The following is a 21,767-nucleotide window of genomic DNA, read 5'->3' on the forward strand; positions in this document are numbered from 1 at the left end:
GTGCGCTGTCGCGGTGGTTTCAGGGCGGGGCTGAGAGCCTGTTTACGATCCCCTGCGAGATCGTAAACAGGCGCTTGGGCCAGGATGGCGGCTACGGGTACGATCCGCGCAACCTTTGCCCGCTATTGGGCGCCCCCTTTGGAGATCAAAACAATGTTCAGTCACGTGATGCTGGGTGTGAATGACCTGGAAGTGTCTAAGAAGTTTTACGACGCCGTCCTCGGCACCCTGGGCGTGCCACCCGGTGTGGCCAACAAGAACCGCTACTTTTACCGCAGCCCCACGGGCACGTTCTGTATCTCTACCCCCATCAATGGTGAGACCGCCACGCATGGCAATGGTGGCACCACCGGCTTTTTGGCCACATCGCCCGAGCAGGCCGATGCCTGGCATGCCGCAGGCGTGGCCAGCGGTGGTGTGACTTGCGAAGACCCACCCGGCTATCGCGAAGGCCCCAGCGGCAAGCTGTACCTGGCCTACCTGCGTGACCCCACCGGCAACAAGCTGTGCGTTCTGCACCGGCCCGCTGCTTGATTGGTTTGCTCTATTTTTAAGAGCTTCTGGCGCTTGATTGGTAAGCGTAGGGATCCTCTGCACGAATCGAGCTGGCCAAGTGTGCGCTGCGGATCGGGATGGGCTGCAAGGCGCAAAACGCAGCAATAGCCATCGCTATTGCGAGTATTTGCAACGACGCAGACCGCCCGAGACCGCAGATGCACACGGCGCGGTGATTTGTGCAGAGGGTCCCTAGAGGCTCTTTTTGTTTTGAATGATGGGACGGCTGCGGATGCAATCTGCCAGTGCAACGATGTTTGACGAGGCGTACTACCAGCGCTTTTACTTTGACAAGAAAACCAGCGTGGTAGACCCGGCCCACACCGAGCGGCTGGGTGCGTTTGTGTGCAGCTACCTGCAGTACCTGCGCGTGCCGGTGCTGCGCGTGCTGGATGTGGGCTGCGGCATTGGCCTGTGGCGCGATGTGGTGGCGCGGCATTTCCCAACCGCGCAGTTCCATGGTGTGGAGTTCAGCAGCTACCTGTGCGAGCGTTTTGGGTGGGAGCGTGGATCGGTGGTGGACTACCGCGCCCACGACCCGGCCGAGCCGTTTGACCTGGTGATTTGCCAGGGTGTGCTGCCCTACCTGAACGAGGCCGATGCGAAAAAGGCCCTGCGCAACCTGGCCCGCCTGAGCCGAGGCGCGCTCTACATCGAAGCCGTGGCCCGCGAGGACTGGGAAGACGACGTGGTGGACGAGCAGGTGACCGACCCGCGCATGCACAAGCACCCCGCCAGCCTGTACCGCCGCACGCTGGCCGAAGGCTTTACCGAACTGGGCGGCGGGGTGTGGCTGAGCGAGCACGCCGAGGTGCCCCTGTTTGCTTTGGAGAAGGCGGGGCGGCGCTGATGCCGTTGCCACCCCTCGCCCCGCAGGCGCTTGGCGGCCCCCAAGCGCCCGCAGCTTCCCCTGCGCGCCCTGAATCCCCGTCGCCCCATGCCGTGGCCCGCCTGCGCACGGCGCGGCTGGCGCGCAGCGCCAAGCCCTTTTTGGCGCGCGGCGGCCCGCGTGGCGAGCGCTGCCCTGGCTGCCGCCTGGTGCCCAGCCACTGCCTGTGCGGCGTGTGCCCTGTGGTGCCCACGCGCGCCGGGGTGTGCCTGCTCATGGCAGACATCGAGCCCCTCAAGCCCAGCAACACCGGCTGGCTGATTGCCGATGTGGTGCCCGACACCTTTGCCTTTGGCTGGGCGCGCACCGAGGTGGACCCGGCCCTGCTGGCCTTGCTCGCCGACCCGCAGTGGCAGCCTTACGTGGTCTTCCCTGGCGAGTTCGTGGCGCCTGAGCGGGTGGTGACCGAGGTGGCCTTGCCCCCTGAAGGTGCCACCGACAGCAAACGCCCGCTGTTCATCCTGCTCGATGCCACCTGGCCCGAAGCGCGCAAGATGTTCCGCAAAAGCCCGTACATCGACCGCTTTCCGGTGCTGAGCCTGCAGCCCGAGCAGATCTCGCGCTACCAGCTGCGCCGCTCGCGCCGGGAGGACCACTTTTGCACCTCGGAAGTGGCAGGCCTGTGCCTGGACCTGGCGGGCGAGCCGCTGGCCGCGCAGGCGCTGCAGGCCTACCTGGACGTGTTCACCCACCACTACCTGCAGGCCAAGCACCAACTGCCGCCCGACTGGCAGGGGCCTGAGCACCAGCGGTTGCGCGATGTGACCGCTGGCGGCTGAGGGGCTTGCGCGCCGGGCGCAAAATGCACCGATGAAAGCACCCCCCCGCCTGCAGTCCCTCATCGAGGAAGGCCTGATCGACACCGTGGTTCGGCAACTCATGAGCGGCAAGGAGGCCATGGTCTTTGTGGTGCGCTGCGGTGATGAAACACGCTGCGCCAAGATCTACAAAGAGGCCACCCACCGCAGCTTTCGCCAAGCCGTCGATTACACCGAGAACCGCAAGGTCAAGAACTCGCGCTCGGCCCGCGCCATGGCCAAGGGCAGCAAGTTTGGCCGGCAAGAGCAAGAGGCCGCCTGGCAAAGCGCCGAGGTCGATGCGCTGTACCGCCTGGCCGCTGCGGGCGTGCGCGTGCCGCAGCCCTACAACTTTCACGATGGCGTGCTGCTGATGGAGCTGGTGACCGACGCCCACGGCGACGCGGCCCCGCGCCTGAACGATGTGCGCTTTACGCCCGAAGACGCGCGCACCCACCACGCCACGCTGGTGGCCGAGGTGGTGCGCATGCTGTGTGCGGGTGTGGTGCATGGCGATTTGTCGGAGTTCAACATCCTGCTGGCCCACCTGCCGGGCACAGAAGGTGAAGAGGCGGGCCACGATGGCCCCGTCATCATCGACCTGCCCCAGGCCGTGGACGCTGCGGGCAACAACCACGCCCAGCGCATGCTGCTGCGCGACGTGGCCAACCTGCGCGACTTCTTCGGCCAGTTCGCCCCCGAGCTGCGCACCACCCAATACGGCCCCGAAATCTGGAGCCTGTACCAAAGCGGCCTGCTGACCAACGAGACCCCACTGAGCGGCGTGTATGCCCCCGACCACGTCGATGTGGACATGCAAGCCGTGCTGCGCGAGATCGACGACGCACGCGACGAGGACGCGGCGCGCAGACTGCGCATGGCGGCGGGCTGACGGTTTCCCGACCGCGTGGTGCTGCGCAACGCCCGCATGGCGAAGGTGCTGGGGCCGCGAGATAGCTCCTGATTTGATAGCTGCTGGCGCTTTTTTATTAAGCGCTAGAGGCCAATTTGGCTTGTCAACGGTGCGCCCCGCTGTGTTCATGTGCGCACGGGTGCCTTACAGTAGCCGCCCTGCAGCACGCAATCCCACCCCACACCCCGGCCCCCGAGGGCTGCCCCCACATGACCAAAGAACTAGCCCGCCAACGCGAACTCAACCCCATGACCCTGTGCGAGCCCTGCCAGGGCATCCAGCGCAACTGGCGCAAGGCCCCAGGCCACGCCGAGCTGGTGCAGCGCGGCAACCGCAAGGAAGACCGCGAGCAAGGCTCGGTCACCATCACCCGCTATGTGTGCGACCGCTGCGGCACCGCCTGGGAATATGAAAACGACAAGTCCAACCAGAAGGCTGGCTGGTCGGTGGTGGGGCGCTGAGCGCTGCCCTGCCGCCGCAGCAGGCCGTGCTGCAGCAAAAGTGAAATAGTGCACAACATGTGCCATTAAGCGTTGCAAAGGGCGATGTTTGGCGGTTGAGGCGCATTGGCGCGGCGCACAATGCGCCCGCTCCAGGGGCCTTTGAACAGGTTCGGGCAGGCACATGAAGGGCAGGCGCTGAGCGCACCCTTCGCCTGGGAGCATGTTTCAACCGACTAAGGATTCCTGATGAAATTCAACTCGCTCGTGCTCGCATCGTTGGCCTTGGCCGCCGCTTCTTTGGCCCACGCTGGCAAGGCAGAACGCGACTTCTACACCGCCGAAGTGGAGCCCGCTGTGCGCAGCGCGGCCGGTGCGCTCAAGCAGTCTTGCGGTTGCGATGTGAAGATGGACGTGCAGATGAGCACCTTCCAGACCGTGGACCACCTGCGCCAAGTGCGCTATGTGGCCGAATCCATTACTGAAAAAGCCCGCGGCTACTGCACCGATGCGCCTTCCAAGGCCGCTATCTGCAAGCTCAAAACCCTGGAGATTGCCCGCACCGGCACCGCAGCCTTCAAGTTTGCAGGCGGCAAGGGCACGGCCAGCACCGACGAAAGCTCTTACCCCCACTGGGACATGATCACGACCGTGCTGGACAAGTAATGGCCTGACGCTGCGCGGGGCCCCAAGCGGCCTGCGAATTCCCAGCGTTTTTGTCCTGCACACAGCCCAACGCCCCGGACCGTATTGCACGGTGCCGGGGCGTTGGCTTATGGGGCATAGCGCGGTGCGGCGCTCAGCGCTGGGTCAGAACGACTCCCAGTCACCGTCGTTGGAGGGCGCGCTGGCGGGTGTCTGTTTCGCCGGGGCCGCCAGTGGCGCAGACCGTGCGGGAGGGCGTGCTGCGGTGGCGGGCGAGTGGGCTGCCCGGTGGGGCAGTGCCCTGGGTGCCGGAGCCTTGGCCGTGCGCATGGGCGCGCGCACGGCGGGGGCGGCAGCGGCAGACACCGCCCTGCGTGGCGCCGGAGCGGGTGCCGCAGCAGGCTGCCATGCTGCGTGCTGCCCCACGGCCTGGCGGGTGTCGTTGTCTGCCAGGCTGAAGACCGCCACCGATGTCACCAGCGCGTGGGCTTGCTGGTTCAGGCTGCTGGCGGCTGCGGCCATTTGTTCGACCAGTGCGGCGTTTTGCTGGGTGGCCTGGTCCAGCTGGGCCACGGCCCCGCCGATGTGGCTGATGCCGGTGGTCTGCTCGCGCGTGGCGGCGCTGATCTCGCCGATCAGGTCGGCCACGCGGCTGACTTCGCCCACGATCTCGGTCATGGCCGAGCCTGCGGTGTTGACCAGGGTGGAGCCCGCTTCCACCTTCTGCACGCTGGCCTCGATAAGGGTTTTGATCTCTTTGGCGGCCTGTGCGCTGCGCTGGGCCAGCGTGCGCACCTCGCCTGCCACCACGGCAAAGCCCCGGCCTTGCTCACCCGCACGGGCGGCTTCTACGGCCGCGTTCAGCGCCAGGATGTTGGTCTGGAAGGCAATGCCGTCGATCACGCTGATGATGTCGGCGATCTTGCGCGAGCTGGTGGTGATGTCGTCCATGGTGGTGACGACCTGGCCCACCACGGTGCCGCCATGCTCTGCGGCCGAGCGGGCGGCCGATGCCAGTTGGCTGGCCTGGTGCGCGGTGTCAGAGTTCTGTTTGACGGTGGCCGTCATCTCTTCCATCGACGAGGCGCTTTGCTGCAGATTGCTGGCCTGTTGTTCGGTGCGATGCGACAGGTCGGTGTTGCCCGTGGCAATCTCTTGCGAGCCCGCTTCGATGGAAGTGGCCGATGCGCGCACGCTGCTCACGATGCTGGCCAGGGCCGCCTGCATCTCGCCCAGCGAAGCCAGCACACTGCTGGCGGGCGCGGTGGCGCTGCCCGGCACGGGGCCCAGATTGCCCGATGCCACGCGCTTGGCGGCGGCGCTCAGCTCCAGCGGGTCTGCCCCCAGCGACCGCATCAGGCTGCGGTTGATCAGTGTGGCCAGCGCCAGGGCGGCTAGCACGGCGGCGATGGCGGCCAGGATGAGCGTGAGGCGCTTGGTGCTGAACTTGTCCGCCGCCTTCTGGATTTCCTTGTCGCCCGATGTGGCGATGAACTTGGTGTATTCCGACGTGGTGCCGATGAGCTGCTTGAGCAGCGGCTGGCACTCGGCGTTCATCTTGGCCGTGGCCTCGTCCTTCTTGCCTGCCAGGGCCATGCCCACAATGTCCAGCGCCACGGGGCCGTATTTGGCTTCGATGGTTTCGAGCTTCTGGAACAGTTCGCGCTCTTGCGCCTGGGCTTCCTTGGAATCGGCCAGGGCCTTCTTCAGCAAGGCCAGGCGCTCTTGCACGCGCTCGTGGGCGGCCTTCACGGCCACGGTTTCTGCGCTGATGTCTTCGGGGCTGTTCAGCAAGATCAGGTTGCGCGCCGCAATGGCGCGGGCGCTGGCGGCCGCCCGCACGTCGCGGGCCAGCCCGCCACGGCTGAATTCGTCGCTGACAAAGTCCTGGAATTCGCGCTGGGATTCGCTGAGGCTGTGCACTGACAGGATGGACACCCCGATCAAGATGGCGATGAGCACCGAAAATGCGATCGTCAATTTTTGGGTAATGGTTTGGTTGTGGAAGTTCATGGCCTGCGGGTCATCCGCGTGTAGCGGTGGGAAGGGGTGTCATTGCTTTTGACAATTAATTGACGTTTGCCTGTTTTGCATGCAAATGATGCAATTTGTGGTTGTTTTTACCGGCGTATGCAGTATGCGGTGGCTGTTGCCCATAGGGTGTAGGACGCCGCAGACATCAGAGCGCCACGCAGGGGTATCGGGCGGCGCCGCCTGCGCAGGCCGTTTTGAGGGCCCGAATTTTTGGGTGTTGCGGGTGATGGCGCCCATGCAACCTTGCGGCCGGTGGGTGCTCAGACCCTGGGTGCGTTGGCCTGCCCCGGGGCCCGCGCCCTCTCTTTTTTTCTGAACAGGTGGCCCAGCCCATGCATCGCCGATCTTTTTTGAACCACTTGACCGCCGCCTGCGCACTGGCCAGCCTGCCAGGCCTGGCCCAGGCCCAGCCACGCTGGACGGTGCCGCTGGACCAACTGCAAGAGCGCGTGGCCCAGCGCTTTCCCTTGCGCTACCCGGTGCAGGGCATGCTCGATTTGACCGTGCACACGCCCCAGCTGGCCCCGCTGCCTGCTGCCAACCGCCTGAGCGCCGCCATGGCCGTGGACGCCGCAGGCCAAGCCCTGCGCCGCGCCCACAGCGGGCAGCTGGTGGTGGAGTTTGCGCTGCGCTACGAGCCCAGCGACCGCACCGTGCGCGCCCACCAGCTGCGGCTGGCGCGGCTGCAGTTCCCCACCCTGCAGCCTGCGGTGGTCGATCTCCTCAATGTCTACGGCCCCGCGCTGGCCCAGCAGTCTTTGATGGAAGTGGTGCTGCACCAGGTCAAACCACAAGAGCTGGCGCTGCTGGACGGCCTGGGCCTGCAGCCGGGCGCAATCACCGTGACGGACAGCGGGCTGGAAGTGGCATTTGTTCACAGGCCCCCAGGGTGACCGAGGTGCCGTGCAGGGGGCATGTTTGGACTATCCAGCCCATGCTGCCGTCTCACCTGGAGGACCCACCAGTGGGGCCTTGCGCGGGGATCACCTTGTCTGGCGTGCGCGGGGCCTCTTCCCCGGTTCTGCCTGAGCGAGACCCAGTTCCTGGGGCGTGAGGGCATACGCGGGATTGTTGGCCAGCATCTCCACCGCCAAGTCGATGAAGGCACGAACCCTTTCGGGCAGTGCTTTGCGGTTGCCGTAGTACACGTACAAGCCCAGGTGCTGCGCTACATGCTGGGGCAACAGTGGCACCAAATGTCCGCTGCGCACCAGTGGGGCGGCCGTGGTTCCCACCAGTTGGCCCACTGCGTGGCCGCCCAGTACCGCGCGGGCCTCGACTTCGATGTCGTTGGTGCAGAACGCGGGCAGGATGTCACGAGCGACGATGTCATCGCCTACCTGGAATTCCCAGGGCATGGGCTTGCCGGTGGCAGCGTGGCGAAAGCCACTGCAACGGTGCTGGGCCAGATCAGCGATGCATGTGGGCGCTCCGTGGCGAGCGATGTACGCGGGTGAGGCGCAAACGATGAGTTGCAGGCTTAGCAGCCGCCGTGCCACGACGCCCCCTTCGGGCGGGTACCCCGAGCGAAAGCCCACGTCCACGCGGTCTTCCACCCAGTTGCCAATGCGGTCGTCCAACTGCACATCGGGCTCCACTTGCGGGTGACGGCGACAGAATTCGGTGATGACTGGCCAGACCACTTCCAGCAAGATGGAGCGCGGCGCCACGATGCGCAGTGGCCCGGCCATCGCTTCGCCCCCTCTGCGCGCGCCCTGTATGGCCTGTTGCAGCGTTGCCAGTCCCGGTTGTGCGGACGCCAGGAACTGCCGGCCCTCCTCGGTCAGGCTCAGGCTGCGCGTGGTGCGGTGAAACAGCCGCACCCCCAAATGGGACTCCAGTTGCCCCAGCAATTGGCTGGATGCCTGGGGCGTGATGCCTTGTGCGGCTGCTGCCTGGCGCAGGCTGCCCATTTCGGCGGCCTTGGCAAAGTTGAAGATGGCACGCAGTTCGTTGATGGCCATGGGGTGTGATTGCCCAAGAGGGAGCGCAGTCGATGTGGATTGGCAACCATGCGTTGCCAATGAATCCGTGAATTATGGGCTATTCAAATGGCAATGCCGTCCCTAAAGTTCATCGCTGCGGGCGCGGTAAGACGCCCGCCCACCCCTGATGGGGCCCTTTCCACACCACCACCCACTCCTTCATTCGCCATGGCCGTTGCTGTTCCTTCCTCCACACCCCATAACAACTCTTCCTACCCCCGCGTCTGGATGATCACCGGCGCCTCGCGCGGTATCGGCGCGCGCATTGCCGAGGCCGCGCTGGCCCAGGGCGACGCCGTTATCGCCACGTCGCGCGACGCCGCATCGATCGAAAAGCGCTTTGGCGGGCACGATGCCCTGTTGCCCCTGGCGCTGGACGTGACCGACGAGGCCCAGGCCCGCCATGTCGCAGGTGCGGCGCTCGACCGTTTCGGCCGCATCGACGTGCTGGTCAACAACGCGGGCTACGGCCTGCTGGGCGCGGTGGAAGAGGCCACCGCCGACGAGGTGCTGCGCCTGTACGACACCAATGTGTTTGGCCTGCTGCATGTGACCCGCGCTGTGCTGCCTGCCATGCGCGCGCGCCGCGCCGGGCATGTGGTCAACATCTCGTCGCTGGGCGGCGTGCAGTCGGCCGCCGGGTTTGGCCTGTACTGCTCCACCAAGTTCGCGGTCGAGGGCATCACCGAGGCGTTGCACGCCGAGCTGGCGCCGCTGGGTATCCACGCCACCGTGGTGGAGCCCGGGTACTTCCGCACCGAGTTCCTGGACAGCGCCTCGCTGGCCGTGTCGCCCCAGATGCTGGACGACTACGCGCAGAGCGCCGGTGCCGTGCGCGAGGCCGCACGCCGCATCAACCTGAACCAGCCCGGCGACCCTGTGCGCCTGGCCCAGGCCGTGATGCAGCTGGTGGCCAGCCCCCACCCGCCGCTGCGCCTGCCGCTGGGTACGGACACGCTGCAAACCATTGCCGACAAACATGCCTTTGTGGCAAAAGAGACGGCGCAGTGGCGTGCGGTGGCGGCGTCCACAGACTTCCCGGTGCAGGGCGCGGCGCCTCAGACGGTGTGAGTCAATGCTCCTGTTTTAGTAGCTGGTAACGACCAGCCACCGAGCGGCAGGGGCTGTTTTGGCCCCTATTTTTGGGCCTGGGTGCTGCGGGGGCTGCCGACGCTCACACTGGCCGCGCAAACTCCATCACCCAGTTCACCTCCCAGGTCGCGCCGCCGTCGTCCGAAAACGCCTGCTGCCAGCGCGGCGCGCCGGTGTGCATCTGCGACCACTGAAAGCGCACGCGCACCGGGCGGCCCTCGAACAGCTCCTCGCCTTCAAGCAGGCCCACGCCGTTCTGAAAACCACCCACCACGGGCGGCAGCAGCTGGCCGGTGGCAGGGTCCAGGCCGCCGGTGAGGTTGTCGAGCCAGTAGATGCTCCAGCGCTGCGATGCCGGGCAGTACACCCGCAGCGACATACCCACATAGCCAGGCTTCCACACGAGTGGCGTGAAGTCGTCGCAGTTGCCGATGCCCGCGGGCAGCGGGCGCGCGGTGCCGGTGGCGTCGAACACCTCCCAGTCGTGGCAGCCCGCCAGGCGACGCACCAAGCGCGTGTTGCGGATGCGCCAGGGGCCCATGAGGAAGTCGAAGTCGCGCGCGGCGCTGGGGGCCACTGTGGGCGAGGGGATGGTGATGAGATGGGGCGTGGTCATGGCGGTGCTCTGGTGGGGCTTCATGCGTGCAAGGCGCTGCGCGCCGTGGGCTGCAGGCGCAAGGTGTGGGGCGGGCCCGCCATCCAGGGGGCCAGGCCCGGGGCCTCGCCGTGCTCCCAGGCGCCGCTGCTGGTCACGGCCTGGGCGGCCGCTGCGCTGCCAAACAGGGCCAGTGCCAGCAGCACGGGCTCGCCCTCTCGCACGGGCAGGCGGGGGAAGGTGTTGGCGCGGGCCTCGGTGCAGTACCACGCCACCTGGCGCGCGCCACTGCGCTGCAGCAGCGGGGCCATGCGGTGGTGGCAGAAGTCCAGCAGTGCGGGTGTGGGGCTCTCGTGCAAAGGGAAGACGGTGGCGGTGAGCACGCCCGGTGCCGCACCGCTGCAGCCCGGCGCGGGGCGCGTGTGCTGGGGCAGTGCGATGGCGGCGCCGGGCCAGGCAGGGCGCAGCAGCAGCACATTGTCCGAATCGACCATGGTGGCGTTGGCTGCATTGCGGTGCGCGGCCCACACCGGGCCGCCATAGAAGCCTTCGAGCGCGCAGCGGCGGGATTCCATGTTGGCAAAGCCGCGCAGCCACACAAACATGTCGGGCCGGTCCAGGTCGCGGAACTGACCCAGCACACGCATGCCCTGGGCCTCCTGCGTTTCCACGAACTCGCGGTCGAACAGGTCGATGAGCACCTCGCGCTGCTGCGGGTGCAGTGTGTACTGGCGCAGCTCGACGACGGCACATTCGTCGTCGGCGGGCGCTGCTGCGCAGGGAGGGGGTGGCGTTGCCATGAGGGCTTTGGGCATGGGGGCTCCTGGTGAAAAGGGGGCAGAGAAACACAACGAGCCCGCAGTCTGCGCCGCCATACCTGCCACCTTGTGGCAGGTATTTGGGATATCTTTGCGCATCGCTTTTCTCGGCACACCCGGCCGTTCCCCACCATGCGCGCCAGCCGCCTGCTTTCCCTTCAGATGCTGCTCGAAACCCGGGGCCGCATGAGCGCAACCGCGCTGGCCGATGCGCTGGAGGTGTCGGTGCGTACGCTCTACCGCGACGTGGACCAGTTGAGCGCCGCCGGTGTGCCCATCTATGCCGAGCGGGGGCGACACGGCGGTTTTGCGCTGTTGCCGGGGTGGAAGACCACGCTCACCGGCCTCACGCCGTCCGAGGCGCAGGCCGTGTTCTTGAGCGGCTTGCCCGGCCCCGCGCAGGACCTGGGCCTGGGCGGCGATGTGGCGGGCGCACGGCTGAAGCTGCTGGCAGCGCTACCCGCCGCCTGGCGCGAGGACGCCCAGCGCGTGAGTGCCCGCCTGCACCTGGACCCGGTGGACTGGTACCGCGAGAGCGACCCCACGCCACACCTGCCCACGGTGGCCGCAGCGGTGTGGAGTGGCCACCAGATCGCGATGCGTTACACCAGTTGGACGGACACCGTGGAGCGCACTGTGAGCCCGTTGGGCTTGGTGCTGAAGGCGGGCGTGTGGTACTTGGTTGCCATGCCCACGGGCGCGGACGAGCGCGCGCCTCGCACGTACCGGGTCTCGAACATCCTGGCGGCCACCGTGCTGGACAAGTCGGCCAGACGCCCCGCGCGCTTTGACTTGCCCGCCTATTGGGCCGCGTCGATCCAGCGTTTTGAGTCGGGCCTGTACACGGGTGAGGCCGTGCTGCTGGCCACGCCCGCTGGCCTGCGGGGCCTGCGCGTCCTCAGCAGCGCCGTGGCGCGCGCAGTGGCCGCCGCGCCACCGTCCCGCCGCAAGGATGGCCGCACGGCCGTGACGATCCCCATCGAGTCGGTGGAGCATGTCTGCGGCCAACTGATGCGACTGTCACCCCAGGTGGAGGTGCTGCGGCCCGCGGCATTGCGCCGCGCGCTGGTGGTGCGGGTGCTGGCCACGGCGCGGCTGTATGGGCTGGTTGCCAGATGAGGGGTTGTGGGTTTTGCTATTAAATCAATAGCTTTATCGGATTGATGGATGGGCGCTATCAGCCGATAGCGTCATAGGAGCCCGTTCAGAGTCTTTTGGGAGCCGCACAAGTACCTTGCGCATCTTTGTCCACAAAGACCGTTGTGTGACTCCTGGAATATCGTCAACAGGCTCCTGGACTTGGCCCAGCGCATGCGCGGGGGCTCAGAACCTGTTCAAAGTCTTTTTAGAGTTGCACAAGCGCCTTGCCGGGCGCCCGGCAAGGCGCTTGCCCGAAGGGTTGGAGTGAAATCGGGCGATTGGACGCCCCGGCTGCTTGTATGGGCACAAGCCCATGCGGCGCACCCGAAGCATTCACTCATCCCGATTGCACTCCAATGCAATCTCCAAAAAAGACTTTGAACAGGTTCTCAGAGCCCTCGTTCCACCATGTCCAGCAGTCGCTGGCCCAGCTGGTCCAGCATCTGCTGGGGCGTGCTACGCAGCGGCCCGTCGATGGCCAGCAGCGCCATGCCATGCACCGTGGACCAGGCCAGGTATTCGGCGCCGGGGCGGCGCGCGGGCGGTAGGGCGCCAGCGGCCACCAGGTCGTCCAGCGCGGCGCTCAGGTGCTGGAAGGGGTTGAGTCCTGTGGCGCCGCCCATGGCGGGGTCTGGGTTTTGCTGCACCGTGAAGCGGCCACCGAAGGCGGTGCGAAAGAGCCCTGTCTCGGCGTGCGCAAACCGCAGGTAGCCTGCGCCCACGGCGCGCACCTTGGCATGGGCCTGCTCTGTGGGCGTGCCGGTGGTGGGCACCTGGGTCAGTTCGGTCTCCATGGACCGCGCGGCGGCGGCCACGGCAGCAGCGCGCACGGCACCCAGCAAGTCGTCCCGGTTGGCGAAATGGCGGTACGCCGCATTGGGCGCCACACCCGCGCGGCGTGTGGCCTCGCGCAGCACCACCGCATCCGGGCCGCCCTGGCGCGCCAGTTCGATGCCTGCGTCCAGCAGCGCACGGTGCAGGTCGCCGTGGCGGTAGGTGGTGCGTGCGGTGGGCTCACTGGATGTGGCGGCTTTGTTGCGGGGGGTTACGGTCATGGACAGCTTGGATGTGGACACTGTCCATTATCTTTGCTATTGTTTGTGGACGGTGTTCACAATGACGTTTGCACCGTTGCCACTCCGTCCGTTCCATCCCGCAGGAGATCCCATGAGAGTTGAGCCCTATCTGATGTTTGAAGGCCGCTGTGAAGAGGCCCTGGACTTCTACCGCAGCGCGCTGGGCGCGCAGGTGACCATGCTGATGCGCTACAAGGACAACCCCGAGCCCGCCGCCGGGCAGGGCTGCAGCGAAGGCCCTGGCCCCGGCCCCACGCCCGAGATGGTGATGCACGCCGCCTTCACGGTGGGCGAGACGGTGCTGATGGCGTCCGACGGCATGGGCTCGGGCAAGCCCACGTTCCAGGGCATCTCGCTGGCGCTGAGCCCGGCCAGCGAGGCCGAGGCGCAGCGCCTGTTCAACGCACTGGCCGAGGGTGGGCAGGTGCAGATGCCGCTGTCCAAGACGTTCTTCTCACCCGCCTTTGGCATGGTGGCCGACAAGTTCGGCGTCAGCTGGATGGTGGTGGTGCCCGCATGAGCGCGCTGGCGTCCACCCCCGCAGGCGCTGCCATCCTCGCCCTCTACGGCCACCCGTTTTCTTCCTACACCCAGAAGGTGCTGACCGCGCTCTACGAGAACGGGACACCCTTTGAGCTGCGCAACCTCGACCCCGCAGCGCCGGACAACCATGCCCCCGACTGGCTGCGCCGCTGGCCGCTTGCCAAGTTTCCGGTGCTGGTGGATGGTGACCGCACGGTGGTGGAAAGCAGCATCGTGATCGAGCACCTGCAGCTTGCGCACCCGGGGCCGGTGCCGTTGATTCCGCTCGACCCCAAGGCGGCGCTGGAGGTGCGGTTCATGGACCGCTTCTTTGACCTGCATGTGATGGCCCCCGTGCAGCACGCGGTGAATGCCGCGTTGACCGGCGACCCCGAGCGCCGCTCAGAAGGCGTGGCCTGGGCGGCCGACAAGTTGGACAAGGCCTATGCCTGGCTGGAGGGCGCATGGGCTGGGCGGACCTGGGCTGCAGGGGACCACTTTTCGCTGGCCGACTGCGCAGCAGCCCCCTCGCTGTTCTATGCCGACTGGACGCACCCCATCGCCGCTACCTACCCGCAGCTGCGCGCGTACCGTGCCCGGCTGCTGGCACGCCCTTCGTTTGCACGCGCGGTGGAGGGTGGGCGACCTTACCGCCACTACTTTCCGCTCGGTGCGCCAGACCGCGACTGAGCCACAGAGTGACTGAATGACGGAGCGAGCGACGGGCGGTGTGCAAACGCGCCGCCATCCACCCCACCAGGAGACCCATTGATGATGAATCCAGAACCCCATGCCCTGCACCGCTGGCTGCACCAGTTGTTGGGCGATTGGACCTGTACCTCCGAGGCCGACATGGGCCCCGGCCAACCCCCTGAGCGCGGCACTGGCACCGAGCAGGTGCGGGCGCTGGGCGACTACTGGGTGCTGTGCGAAGGCACCGGCACCATGCCCGGCGGCGGTGAGGCCCGCATGCTGATGACCTTGGGCTACGACCCTGCGCAGCAGGTGTTTCGCGGCAGCTGGGTGGGCTCGATGATGGCGCACATGTTTGTGTACAGCGGCACGCTCGACGCCGACCAGCGCGTGCTGACGCTGGAGACCGAAGGCCCCAGCTTCACGGGCGACGGCAGCACCACACGCTACCGCGACACCATCACCGTGCTGAGCCCGCAAGAGCGCACCCTCACCTCCGCAGGCCTGCAGCCGGACGGCCGCTGGAACACCTTCATGCGCGCCAGCTACCGGCGCGTGGGGTGAGTGTTGCGCTGGCAAGTGGTGATTTGCTATTGAATGTGTAGCTGCTAGCGCTTGTGGAGACTGCGCTAGAGGCTGAAATGGATTGCATGTTGGGTGGGTGCCGGCTACCGTGGGTTAGGGCCGCACCTGCGCAAACCGCAGGCAAGTTGGTACCCACAGCGCCTTAGGGCACACGGCGGCTGGAGGGGCGGGTTCAGGCCTGGGCGGCTGAAATACCTTGTAACGCAACCCTTGGGGTTTGGCCGGAGGCAGCGCCAGATAATCCTTCGGCCTTGTCCTCCTCTGCTCCCATCCATGCCGACTGAAAACGCCCTAGCGCCTGTGCTGCCCACCGATCTCTTTGAAGAGCGAAACCGCCAGAGCGAAGAGATGCTGGTGTATCGCCACGCTACATCACATGAAGTGCCCGTCGTCAGCCTGCGCGTGCAATGGCTGGTGTTGGGCGGGATGGCTGCGGTGGCGACGGCTTTTGTGGCGTGGACTCTGCTGCGCACGCTTCCCAACTTGGCCCACATGGGCTGGGAAGGCTGGCGGGCCATGGGGGCAGCCCTCATGCAGAAAATGTCGGAAAGAGAAACACCATGGCTGTTTTTGATCTACGTGATTGGGGCCATGGTTTTCTTGGGGGCGCGTTGGCTGTGGAATCGCCACCTCCGGCTCTACATCACCCCGCAAGGCTTGCGGCAAGAGCACCGACTGCCGCTGGGCTTGCACCACCTGTTTGGGCAGAACTGGCAGATTGACTGGAGTGAGGTGCGCGGTATCACTGCGCGTCGCATGGATGTTTGGAATGGGAACGTCAGCCCGATGGCGCGGACCGTGATCGTGCTGCAACTGGGCAGAGGTCGCGAACGTGTGCTGCAGCCCGCGTTCTGGTTTCGGCCTAGCGATCCACCACGCCCGCAGCTCAAGTCCATACGCAGCTCTTGGTTGTTGTCGCAGCCCTGGGCGGGGGCCGACAACCAAACCCGATTGGCGCGAGCGTTTGCAGAGTTGCGTTTGGTGCGCGCGCTGCAGCAATACGCACCCCTGCCGGACGTCGCCTTGCCGTGGCCCGGCATACCAAACTCCATCGGCACCGATCTGAATCGCCAGCCTGAGGTGTTGATGCTCTTTGGGGCAGCCGCCGTGGTGTTTGTCACGGGCCTGGCTTTGATGGTGGCGGCCCCGAATGTCCACCTGCACGCTACGCCCAGCTGGGGTGCGCGCGCCGCTTGGGCCCTGGGGACCTTGGCCCTGTGGGCGGCGGCGTGGCCAGCGTGGCGGCGCTATCGGGCCTCGCACCCAGTTCCAGCGCCCACGCAGCAGCCTGCCGTGCCCTTGTCCAAGCCCGCCCTGGCCTTTGCTGCGGTGCTGTGGATGGCAGCGCTGGCCTTTGTCATCGAGCCCTTGCTGGTCCACTCCGCCTTGCTGGGCCGCGCCGATGCGTGGCACACCCACCGCTTTGCTTTGGGGGGTGGCTGGGCCAAACCCATCGGCCTCGAGGCGGCCCACATCCCGCCCATCGAGTTGCCCGGCGCGCAAAGCCGGCTGGCCTGGATCAAACCCGGCAGCGAGGCCGACCTGGCCACGGTGGAGGGCCACTGGGGGCTGTGGATTTTCAACGACGCGCCTTTGCGCGCTTTGGCCACGCAGCAGGGCGTGCGCTGATCGCGCAGAGGGCTGATGGCAGTGGGCACTGTCCTGTTCGCAGGGCGCATTGTTCCAGCGGCCGCACTAGTGCTGGGGCGCGCGGGCCCCATATTCACCCTGCGTGCCGCCCGACAGGGGCGGCGCATTTCATAAGGAGCCAGCATGTCGTCCGCCCCCACTGCCCCATCCACTGCCGCCAGCAGCCCCGTGCTGCAAACCCAGCCCCTGGGCCCGCTGTGGCCCACGATGGACCCGTTTCTCTTCTGCGCCTACCACGACGACGCCTACCCCGCTGGCGACGGCGCGTTTGCGCCCGCCGTGTCGCTGGAAGGGCGCCAGATGGGCAGCGACTTCAGCCGCAAGGACGGCTGGAGCATGTACCACGGCGACACCGTGCCCGGCTTCCCGGGCCACCCGCACCGGGGCTTTGAGACGGTGACGCTGGTGCGCAAGGGGCTCATCGACCATGCCGACTCGCTGGGCGCGGCCGCGCGTTTTGGCGGGGGCGATGTGCAGTGGGTTACGGCGGGCAAGGGCATCCAGCACTCTGAGATGTTCCCGCTGCTCAACGCCACCGAGCCCAATCCGCTCGAACTCTTCCAGATCTGGCTGAACCTGCCCGCGAAGAACAAGATGGTGGAGCCGCACTTCACCATGCTCTGGAACGAGCGCATCCCGCGCCTGCAACACCGTGACGCTGAAGGCCGCCTGACCACCGTCACCGTGGTGGCTGGTGCATTGCCAGGCGCCGATGCCCCGTTGAGCCCGCCGCCCGAATCCTGGGCCTCGCAGCCCGATGCGGACGTGGCCATCTGGACGCTGCACCTGGAGCCCGGCGCACGCTGGACGTTGCCCGCCGCCACCGGCCAGGGCACGCGCCGGATGCTGTACTACTTTGTGGGCAACGGCCTCACCGTGGGCGCGCAGGCCCTGGCTGGCCACGCCGCACTGGAGATCGTGGCCGGGCAAGCCTGGGAGCTGGTCAACACCGGCTCCACGGCGGTGGAATGCCTGCTGCTGCAAGGCCGCCCCATTGGCGAGCCCGTGGCGCAGTACGGCCCGTTTGTGATGAACACGCAGCAGGAAATCATGCAGGCCATGCAGGACTACCGCCGCACCCAGTTTGGCGGCTGGCCCTGGCCCGAGAGCGACCCGGTGCACGGGCCTGAGGCGCGCCGGTTTGCGCGCTACCCGGGTCAGTCTGAGGACGAGGTGCCCGGCGCCGCCGCAGGCTAAGCCACGCTTACCCGCTGAGCCTCGCTCTGGTGGGTGGGGCGGGGCGCTGGTGGGGGCGCTGCGTCGTGGACAATGCGCGCTTTGATTTCACTGGTGTGTGGCCCCCGGCTGCACACCCCCGCAACCGAGCCCAAGGCGCACACCGCATGACGACCATCACCAAAGACTCCGCAGTCACCATCACCTACAAGGTGACCACGCCCCAAGGCAAGCCGCTCGACTCTGGCAGCCTGGCCTATCTGCACGGTGGCTATGAAAACATCTTCCCCAAGGTCGAAGCCGCGCTGGAAGGTCAGGCCGTGGGTTTCACCGCCAACATCGACCTGGCCGTGGAAGACGCCTTTGGCGCCCGCGATGAAAGCCTGGTGCGCACCATCCCCAAGAGCGAGTTCCCGCCCGGCGTGAAGGTGGGCGGCCAACTGCAGGGCGTGGGCGCTGACGGCCAGCCCGCCGTGTTCAACGTGGTCAAGATCAAAGGCCCTGAAGTGCACCTGGACGGCAACCACCCCTTGGCGGGCGAAGCGCTCAAGTTCAGCTGCAAGGTCACGGCCGTGCGCGCTGCCAGCGCCGAAGAAATCGCCCACCGCCACGTGCACGGCGCCCACGGGCACCAGCACTGATCGGGCCGCCCCGCCGTGCAAGGGTTATTGGACCGCCTGGGCTATGCGCTGATCGGCCTGTTCTTTGGCGCCCTCATCGGCGTGGCGGGTTGGTGGCTGTATGGCGTGGCGCATTCCGTGCGCTACCGAGGCCCGGGTATGGACCCGCTGCTGCGCCACTGGGTGCAGTACGGCGGCGCCATTTTTGGCGTGCTGGGCTTCCTCCTGCGCGAGCGTGCGGCCGATGTGGTGGCCGACACGCTGTCTGCGATGCTCCACTTCGAATTCAACCCCGCGCCCGGCCGTGTGGCGTCTGCCGTGCTGGGCGGCGTGGTGTTGGTGATTGCGGTGGCGGCGATCTGGTTTACCAGCCCGATCAAGGGCTAGCCCATGGCTGGCGCTGCCGACCCAGCACTGATCCTCTACCTCCAAAGTGTGGAGGCCGAGGCCAAGCTCGACATCTGCGCAAGCCCATCGGTCGGCATGGGCTCAGATTTTGGGCGTGCGTTCCAGGCTTGGCGAGCCGCCCATGCAGCCGCACTGGCCGAGGGCGCTGCGATAGTTGCAGAGCGGGGCATGACCGGTGGGACCCGCCCCAGCATTCAGTCCTTTGCGCGCATGAATGCGCTGACATTGGCGTCCTTGCCCCTCGATGATCGGCAGCGCCGTTGTAACGAGCTTCTGGCATTTTTCAGTGGCAAAGAGGTCCGATAGATTGCTCATCTATTGATAGCTGCTGGCGCTTGATTGGTAAGCGTTTTCGGCCAAATGGCATAAAACTCAGCGCCCCTTTCGGGTCAAGCCTTTGCCCTGTAGCACCGGCTCGGCCGCCAGCCGCTCGCGCGCAAATTCCACAAACGCCCGCACCTTGGCGGGGGCGCGCCGCCCGGCGGGGTAGACGATGTGCACGGGCACCGGCGGGGGCTCAAACCCGGCCAGCACAATGCGCAGCCGCCCCGCGCGCAGGCTGGCTGCCGCCTGGTAGGCCAGGCAGCGCGTGAGGCCCAGGCCCGCCTCGGCGGCGGCAATGTCCACCTCGTTCGCATTGCTGATCCACGCGATCTGCGGCTGACCCACCAGCCCGTCGCCAAACTTCCAGGGCGCAGCGGCGCGGGCATCGAACGAGAACGCAATCGCCCGGTGCTGCGCCAGGTCCTGCGGGTGCTGCGGCTCGCCGTGGCGTGCCAGGTAGTCGGGCGAGGCCACCACCAGCCGCCGCAGCACGCCCACGGGCAGGGCGGTGAGGCCCGAATCCGGCAGGTGGGCAATGCGCAAGGCCACATCCATGTCTTCTTCCAGCAGGTGCACCAGCCGGTTCACAAACAGTGTGCGCGCCTGCACGCGCGGCTGGGCCTGCAAAAAGCCCAACACGATGGGCGCCACATGCTGGATGCCGAACATCTGCGGCGCGGTGATGGACAGCAGCCCCTGCGGCTGCACCTGCGCGCCGCTGGCGGTCTGCTCGGCCTCGGCCAAGTCGCTCAGGATGGGGCGGCAGTCGGCCAGAAAGCGCTCGCCGGCCTCCGTCAGCCGCACCCAACGCGTGCTGCGCTGAAACAGCAGCACACCGAGCCGCGCCTCCAGCGCCGCAATGGCGCGCGTGACGGCCGCTGCCGAGCAGCCCAGCCGCCGCCCCGCCACGGCAAAGCCGCCCGCATCGGCCACGGTCACAAAGCAGCGCAGGGTGTCGAGGTGGTCCATTGTTGCGTCTCTCGAAATTCTGAAAGCCGCACTATCGCTATTCACGCCGCCAAGTGCAATAGATAAGGTCGAGTCCTTCACACAATCTGTTTTGACAAGGACGCACCCCATGGCCGCTACCCACCTTCCTGCCGCCCCGCTCACGCTGCACCGCACGGCCATTTCTGGCCACTGCCATCGTGTGGAGCTGCTGCTGTCCCTGCTCGGCCTGCCGCATCGGCTGGTGGAGGTGAACCTGCTGGAGGGCGAGCACCAATTGCCCGCGCACCGTGCACTCAACCCGCTGGGCCAGGTGCCCGTGCTGGTGGATGGCGACGTGGTGCTGAGCGACAGCAACGCCATCCTGGTCTACCTAGTGCAGCGCTACGCGCCCGGCAGTGCATGGATGCCGCAAGACCCCGTGGGCCAGGCGCAGCTGCAGCGCTGGCTCAGCCTGGCGGCAGGCTTTCTAGCGGCGGGCATTGGTGGGCCGCGCTTTGCGACGTTGACGGGCAAGCCCATCAACGAGGTCGCCCAGGCCCAAGGCCGACGGCTGCTGGACTTCATGGAAGCCGAGCTGCGGGGGCGCGACTGGCTGCTGGGCGGCGCCACGCCCAGCCTGGCCGATGTGGCCATGGTCAGCTACACCTCGCAGGCCCATCTGGCAGGCCTGCCGCTGCCCACCGCTTACCCGCGCATCGCCGCCTGGGTGGCGCGCGTGCAGGCGCTGCCCGGCTATGTGCCGTTGCTGGACCACCTCAGCGGTGTGACTCCCCAGCCTGCGGAGGCCGCATGACCGCCCTGCCCACGGGCGGCAGCGAAGGCCCCGCACCCAGCGCCTGGCACGCCGGCGAGCAGGCGCTGCAGGCCCGCGCAGGCGTGCGCGAGCGCATGGCCGCCGTGGGCGAGGTGGTGGTGCGCGACCACATGCCCGACCAGCACCGCGACCTGTTCGAAAAGCTACCCACGCTGCTGCTGGGCGCACTCGACGCGCAGGGCCAGCCCTGGGCCACCATGCTGGCGGGCCCGCCCGGCTTTGTGCACACGCCCCACGCGCAGCGCATGGACATTGCCGCGGCCATCGACCCGGCCGACCCGGCCGACCCCGCTGACCCCGTTGACCCAGTGATGGCGGCGTTGGCCGCGCACGGCACCGGCGCACCCGTGGGCGTGCTGGGGCTGGAGCCGCACACGCGCCGCCGCAACCGCATGAACGGCCATGTGGTGCGCTGGGGCGCGCAGCAGGGCCTGTCGATCACGGTGGCGCAGAGCTTTGGCAACTGCCCCAAGTACATCCAGGCCCGCGCACCGGGCCTGCGCGCCGCCGTCACGCCACCGCAACCTGCCCAGCCGCTGGGCCCGTCGCTGGATGCCGCCGCGCTGGCCCTCATTGCGCGCAGCGACACGCTGTTCATCGCCAGTGCCTCGGCCGCCCGACCCGGTGTGAAGCGGGGCGAGGGCGTGGACATGTCCCACCGGGGTGGCGAGCCCGGCTTTGTGCAGGTGAAGCACACGCCCCAGGGCCTGGAGCTGTGGCTGCCCGACTACCCCGGCAACCTGTTCTTCAATACCCTGGGCAACCTCGCGCAGCACCCGCTGGCCGGACTCTTGTGGGTGGACTACGACGATGGCGGCCTGCTGCACGTGGCCGCCCGCGCCGAGCTGCTGTGGGGCGAGGCCGAGCGCGCCCCATGGCCCGGCGCGCAGCGCGTGCTGCGGTTGTTGGTGCTGGGTGGCGTGTGGCGCGCGCAGGCACTGCCCTGGCGGTGGACGGTGGCGCAGCCCGCGCCGCAGTTCAGTGCGATGCGTCAGGCCTCGGGCGTTCAGGGGCGGCGCCCACCCACTTGAACCGTTCACGCTGA

Annotated in this window: 25 protein-coding genes; 18 read left to right on the top strand and 7 right to left on the bottom strand. The window is 67.2% G+C overall.

Annotated elements, in window-relative coordinates:
• Positions 1-153 precede the first annotated feature (153 nt).
• The 6 genes from EAG14_RS00955 (at position 154) to EAG14_RS00980 (ending at position 4,260) form a co-directional block, all read left to right on the top strand.
• A complete protein-coding gene (locus tag EAG14_RS00955; RefSeq protein WP_099657068.1) occupies positions 154-534 on the top strand; it encodes a VOC family protein in 381 nt (126 codons plus the stop codon).
• Positions 535-787: 253 nt separating this feature from the next.
• Positions 788-1,405, top strand: coding sequence for a class I SAM-dependent methyltransferase (locus EAG14_RS00960; RefSeq protein ID WP_121727792.1), 618 nt, complete (start codon positions 788-790; stop codon positions 1,403-1,405).
• The gene (locus tag EAG14_RS00965) at positions 1,405-2,223 is read left to right on the top strand and encodes a tRNA-uridine aminocarboxypropyltransferase (RefSeq protein ID WP_121727793.1); all 819 of its coding nucleotides are present in this window, start codon (positions 1,405-1,407) and stop codon (positions 2,221-2,223) included. The genes EAG14_RS00960 and EAG14_RS00965 overlap by 1 nt, the downstream gene beginning before the upstream one ends.
• 31 nt (positions 2,224-2,254) lie before the next feature.
• Complete coding sequence (locus EAG14_RS00970) at positions 2,255-3,133, top strand: PA4780 family RIO1-like protein kinase (RefSeq protein WP_121727794.1); 879 nt, start codon at positions 2,255-2,257, stop codon at positions 3,131-3,133.
• Between the two features lie 230 nt (positions 3,134-3,363).
• Positions 3,364-3,615: a hypothetical protein gene (locus tag EAG14_RS00975; protein ID WP_099657064.1), complete on the top strand. Its 252-nt coding sequence runs from the start codon at positions 3,364-3,366 to the stop codon at positions 3,613-3,615.
• Between the two features lie 228 nt (positions 3,616-3,843).
• Positions 3,844-4,260: a hypothetical protein gene (locus EAG14_RS00980; protein ID WP_121727795.1), complete on the top strand. Its 417-nt coding sequence runs from the start codon at positions 3,844-3,846 to the stop codon at positions 4,258-4,260.
• Between the two features lie 144 nt (positions 4,261-4,404).
• On the opposite strand, the gene EAG14_RS23625 is transcribed toward EAG14_RS00980, so the two are convergent.
• Positions 4,405-6,252 (bottom strand): methyl-accepting chemotaxis protein, encoded by a 1,848-nt coding sequence (locus EAG14_RS23625; protein ID WP_121727796.1) that lies wholly within the window; start codon positions 6,250-6,252, stop codon positions 4,405-4,407.
• A 353-nt stretch (positions 6,253-6,605) separates the two neighbouring features.
• Between EAG14_RS23625 and EAG14_RS00990 the strand changes: the two genes are divergently transcribed.
• Positions 6,606-7,166 carry a DUF1439 domain-containing protein gene (locus tag EAG14_RS00990; RefSeq protein WP_121727797.1) on the top strand — a complete coding sequence of 187 codons (561 nt, stop codon included), beginning with the start codon at positions 6,606-6,608 and terminating at the stop codon, positions 7,164-7,166.
• 90 nt (positions 7,167-7,256) lie between these two features.
• On the opposite strand, the gene EAG14_RS00995 is transcribed toward EAG14_RS00990, so the two are convergent.
• Positions 7,257-8,237, bottom strand: coding sequence for a LysR family transcriptional regulator (locus EAG14_RS00995; protein WP_121727798.1), 981 nt, complete (start codon positions 8,235-8,237; stop codon positions 7,257-7,259).
• Positions 8,238-8,426: 189 nt separating this feature from the next.
• Here EAG14_RS00995 and EAG14_RS01000 point away from each other — a divergent pair, with 189 nt between their 5' ends.
• Positions 8,427-9,329, top strand: coding sequence for an oxidoreductase (locus EAG14_RS01000; protein WP_121727799.1), 903 nt, complete (start codon positions 8,427-8,429; stop codon positions 9,327-9,329).
• A gap of 103 nt (positions 9,330-9,432) precedes the next feature.
• Here EAG14_RS01000 and EAG14_RS01005 read toward each other — a convergent pair whose 3' ends face one another.
• Both EAG14_RS01005 and EAG14_RS01010 read right to left on the bottom strand, forming a co-directional pair.
• Positions 9,433-9,966, bottom strand: a complete 534-nt coding sequence (locus EAG14_RS01005) for a hypothetical protein (RefSeq protein ID WP_121730230.1) — start codon at positions 9,964-9,966, stop codon at positions 9,433-9,435.
• A 20-nt stretch (positions 9,967-9,986) separates the two neighbouring features.
• Positions 9,987-10,760, bottom strand: coding sequence for an NIPSNAP family protein (locus tag EAG14_RS01010; RefSeq protein ID WP_240456898.1), 774 nt, complete (start codon positions 10,758-10,760; stop codon positions 9,987-9,989).
• 135 nt (positions 10,761-10,895) lie between these two features.
• Here EAG14_RS01010 and EAG14_RS01015 point away from each other — a divergent pair, with 135 nt between their 5' ends.
• Complete coding sequence (locus EAG14_RS01015) at positions 10,896-11,882, top strand: YafY family protein (protein WP_121727800.1); 987 nt, start codon at positions 10,896-10,898, stop codon at positions 11,880-11,882.
• Between the two features lie 410 nt (positions 11,883-12,292).
• On the opposite strand, the gene EAG14_RS01020 is transcribed toward EAG14_RS01015, so the two are convergent.
• On the bottom strand, positions 12,293-12,958 hold the full coding sequence (locus tag EAG14_RS01020; protein ID WP_121727801.1) for a TetR/AcrR family transcriptional regulator: 666 nt from the start codon (positions 12,956-12,958) through the stop codon (positions 12,293-12,295).
• A gap of 112 nt (positions 12,959-13,070) precedes the next feature.
• Between EAG14_RS01020 and EAG14_RS01025 the strand changes: the two genes are divergently transcribed.
• The 7 genes from EAG14_RS01025 to EAG14_RS01055 all read left to right on the top strand — a co-directional run bounded on the left by EAG14_RS01025 (position 13,071) and on the right by EAG14_RS01055 (position 18,612).
• Positions 13,071-13,499 carry a VOC family protein gene (locus EAG14_RS01025; RefSeq protein WP_099657056.1) on the top strand — a complete coding sequence of 143 codons (429 nt, stop codon included), beginning with the start codon at positions 13,071-13,073 and terminating at the stop codon, positions 13,497-13,499.
• Positions 13,496-14,191, top strand: coding sequence for a glutathione S-transferase family protein (locus tag EAG14_RS01030; protein WP_121727802.1), 696 nt, complete (start codon positions 13,496-13,498; stop codon positions 14,189-14,191). The genes EAG14_RS01025 and EAG14_RS01030 overlap by 4 nt, the downstream gene beginning before the upstream one ends.
• A gap of 81 nt (positions 14,192-14,272) precedes the next feature.
• Positions 14,273-14,758 (top strand): DUF1579 domain-containing protein, encoded by a 486-nt coding sequence (locus EAG14_RS01035; protein ID WP_121727803.1) that lies wholly within the window; start codon positions 14,273-14,275, stop codon positions 14,756-14,758.
• Positions 14,759-15,052: 294 nt separating this feature from the next.
• A complete protein-coding gene (locus tag EAG14_RS01040; protein ID WP_121727804.1) occupies positions 15,053-16,408 on the top strand; it encodes a hypothetical protein in 1,356 nt (451 codons plus the stop codon).
• Positions 16,409-16,552: 144 nt separating this feature from the next.
• On the top strand, positions 16,553-17,626 hold the full coding sequence (locus EAG14_RS01045) for a pirin family protein (protein WP_121727805.1): 1,074 nt from the start codon (positions 16,553-16,555) through the stop codon (positions 17,624-17,626).
• A 146-nt stretch (positions 17,627-17,772) separates the two neighbouring features.
• Positions 17,773-18,246, top strand: coding sequence for a peptidylprolyl isomerase (locus EAG14_RS01050; protein ID WP_099743638.1), 474 nt, complete (start codon positions 17,773-17,775; stop codon positions 18,244-18,246).
• Positions 18,247-18,261: 15 nt separating this feature from the next.
• Entirely contained in the window at positions 18,262-18,612 is a 351-nt protein-coding gene (locus EAG14_RS01055; RefSeq protein WP_143226004.1) for a hypothetical protein, read from the top strand.
• Positions 18,613-18,714: 102 nt separating this feature from the next.
• On the opposite strand, the gene EAG14_RS22580 is transcribed toward EAG14_RS01055, so the two are convergent.
• Both EAG14_RS22580 and EAG14_RS01065 read right to left on the bottom strand, forming a co-directional pair.
• On the bottom strand, positions 18,715-18,948 hold the full coding sequence (locus EAG14_RS22580) for a hypothetical protein (RefSeq protein WP_162995870.1): 234 nt from the start codon (positions 18,946-18,948) through the stop codon (positions 18,715-18,717).
• 57 nt (positions 18,949-19,005) lie between these two features.
• Positions 19,006-19,926: a LysR family transcriptional regulator gene (locus tag EAG14_RS01065; protein ID WP_121727807.1), complete on the bottom strand. Its 921-nt coding sequence runs from the start codon at positions 19,924-19,926 to the stop codon at positions 19,006-19,008.
• A 109-nt stretch (positions 19,927-20,035) separates the two neighbouring features.
• On the opposite strand from EAG14_RS01065, the gene EAG14_RS01070 reads away from it, so the two are divergent.
• Both EAG14_RS01070 and EAG14_RS01075 read left to right on the top strand, forming a co-directional pair.
• Positions 20,036-20,701, top strand: coding sequence for a glutathione S-transferase family protein (locus tag EAG14_RS01070; RefSeq protein ID WP_121727808.1), 666 nt, complete (start codon positions 20,036-20,038; stop codon positions 20,699-20,701).
• Positions 20,698-21,753: a pyridoxamine 5'-phosphate oxidase family protein gene (locus tag EAG14_RS01075; RefSeq protein WP_121727809.1), complete on the top strand. Its 1,056-nt coding sequence runs from the start codon at positions 20,698-20,700 to the stop codon at positions 21,751-21,753. The genes EAG14_RS01070 and EAG14_RS01075 overlap by 4 nt, the downstream gene beginning before the upstream one ends.
• Positions 21,754-21,767: the final 14 nt, after the last annotated feature.

It is taken from the genome of Acidovorax sp. 1608163 (genome assembly GCF_003669015.1).
GTDB lineage: Bacteria > Pseudomonadota > Gammaproteobacteria > Burkholderiales > Burkholderiaceae_C > Acidovorax.

What these genes read in the sequence shown, in the direction of transcription:
- EAG14_RS00955 (WP_099657068.1), top strand. Translation starts at nt 154, where the DNA reads ATGTTCAGTCACGTGATGCTGGGTGTGAATGACCTGGAAGTGTCTAAG.
- EAG14_RS00960 (WP_121727792.1), top strand. Translation starts at nt 788, where the DNA reads ATGCAATCTGCCAGTGCAACGATGTTTGACGAGGCGTACTACCAGCGC.
- EAG14_RS00965 (WP_121727793.1), top strand. Translation starts at nt 1,405, where the DNA reads ATGCCGTTGCCACCCCTCGCCCCGCAGGCGCTTGGCGGCCCCCAAGCG.
- EAG14_RS00970 (WP_121727794.1), top strand. Translation starts at nt 2,255, where the DNA reads ATGAAAGCACCCCCCCGCCTGCAGTCCCTCATCGAGGAAGGCCTGATC.
- EAG14_RS00975 (WP_099657064.1), top strand. Translation starts at nt 3,364, where the DNA reads ATGACCAAAGAACTAGCCCGCCAACGCGAACTCAACCCCATGACCCTG.
- EAG14_RS00980 (WP_121727795.1), top strand. Translation starts at nt 3,844, where the DNA reads ATGAAATTCAACTCGCTCGTGCTCGCATCGTTGGCCTTGGCCGCCGCT.
- EAG14_RS23625 (WP_121727796.1), bottom strand. Translation starts at nt 6,252, where the DNA reads ATGAACTTCCACAACCAAACCATTACCCAAAAATTGACGATCGCATTT.
- EAG14_RS00990 (WP_121727797.1), top strand. Translation starts at nt 6,606, where the DNA reads ATGCATCGCCGATCTTTTTTGAACCACTTGACCGCCGCCTGCGCACTG.
- EAG14_RS00995 (WP_121727798.1), bottom strand. Translation starts at nt 8,237, where the DNA reads ATGGCCATCAACGAACTGCGTGCCATCTTCAACTTTGCCAAGGCCGCC.
- EAG14_RS01000 (WP_121727799.1), top strand. Translation starts at nt 8,427, where the DNA reads ATGGCCGTTGCTGTTCCTTCCTCCACACCCCATAACAACTCTTCCTAC.
- EAG14_RS01005 (WP_121730230.1), bottom strand. Translation starts at nt 9,966, where the DNA reads ATGACCACGCCCCATCTCATCACCATCCCCTCGCCCACAGTGGCCCCC.
- EAG14_RS01010 (WP_240456898.1), bottom strand. Translation starts at nt 10,760, where the DNA reads ATGCCCAAAGCCCTCATGGCAACGCCACCCCCTCCCTGCGCAGCAGCG.
- EAG14_RS01015 (WP_121727800.1), top strand. Translation starts at nt 10,896, where the DNA reads ATGCGCGCCAGCCGCCTGCTTTCCCTTCAGATGCTGCTCGAAACCCGG.
- EAG14_RS01020 (WP_121727801.1), bottom strand. Translation starts at nt 12,958, where the DNA reads ATGACCGTAACCCCCCGCAACAAAGCCGCCACATCCAGTGAGCCCACC.
- EAG14_RS01025 (WP_099657056.1), top strand. Translation starts at nt 13,071, where the DNA reads ATGAGAGTTGAGCCCTATCTGATGTTTGAAGGCCGCTGTGAAGAGGCC.
- EAG14_RS01030 (WP_121727802.1), top strand. Translation starts at nt 13,496, where the DNA reads ATGAGCGCGCTGGCGTCCACCCCCGCAGGCGCTGCCATCCTCGCCCTC.
- EAG14_RS01035 (WP_121727803.1), top strand. Translation starts at nt 14,273, where the DNA reads ATGATGAATCCAGAACCCCATGCCCTGCACCGCTGGCTGCACCAGTTG.
- EAG14_RS01040 (WP_121727804.1), top strand. Translation starts at nt 15,053, where the DNA reads ATGCCGACTGAAAACGCCCTAGCGCCTGTGCTGCCCACCGATCTCTTT.
- EAG14_RS01045 (WP_121727805.1), top strand. Translation starts at nt 16,553, where the DNA reads ATGTCGTCCGCCCCCACTGCCCCATCCACTGCCGCCAGCAGCCCCGTG.
- EAG14_RS01050 (WP_099743638.1), top strand. Translation starts at nt 17,773, where the DNA reads ATGACGACCATCACCAAAGACTCCGCAGTCACCATCACCTACAAGGTG.
- EAG14_RS22580 (WP_162995870.1), bottom strand. Translation starts at nt 18,948, where the DNA reads ATGAGCAATCTATCGGACCTCTTTGCCACTGAAAAATGCCAGAAGCTC.
- EAG14_RS01065 (WP_121727807.1), bottom strand. Translation starts at nt 19,926, where the DNA reads ATGGACCACCTCGACACCCTGCGCTGCTTTGTGACCGTGGCCGATGCG.
- EAG14_RS01070 (WP_121727808.1), top strand. Translation starts at nt 20,036, where the DNA reads ATGGCCGCTACCCACCTTCCTGCCGCCCCGCTCACGCTGCACCGCACG.
- EAG14_RS01075 (WP_121727809.1), top strand. Translation starts at nt 20,698, where the DNA reads ATGACCGCCCTGCCCACGGGCGGCAGCGAAGGCCCCGCACCCAGCGCC.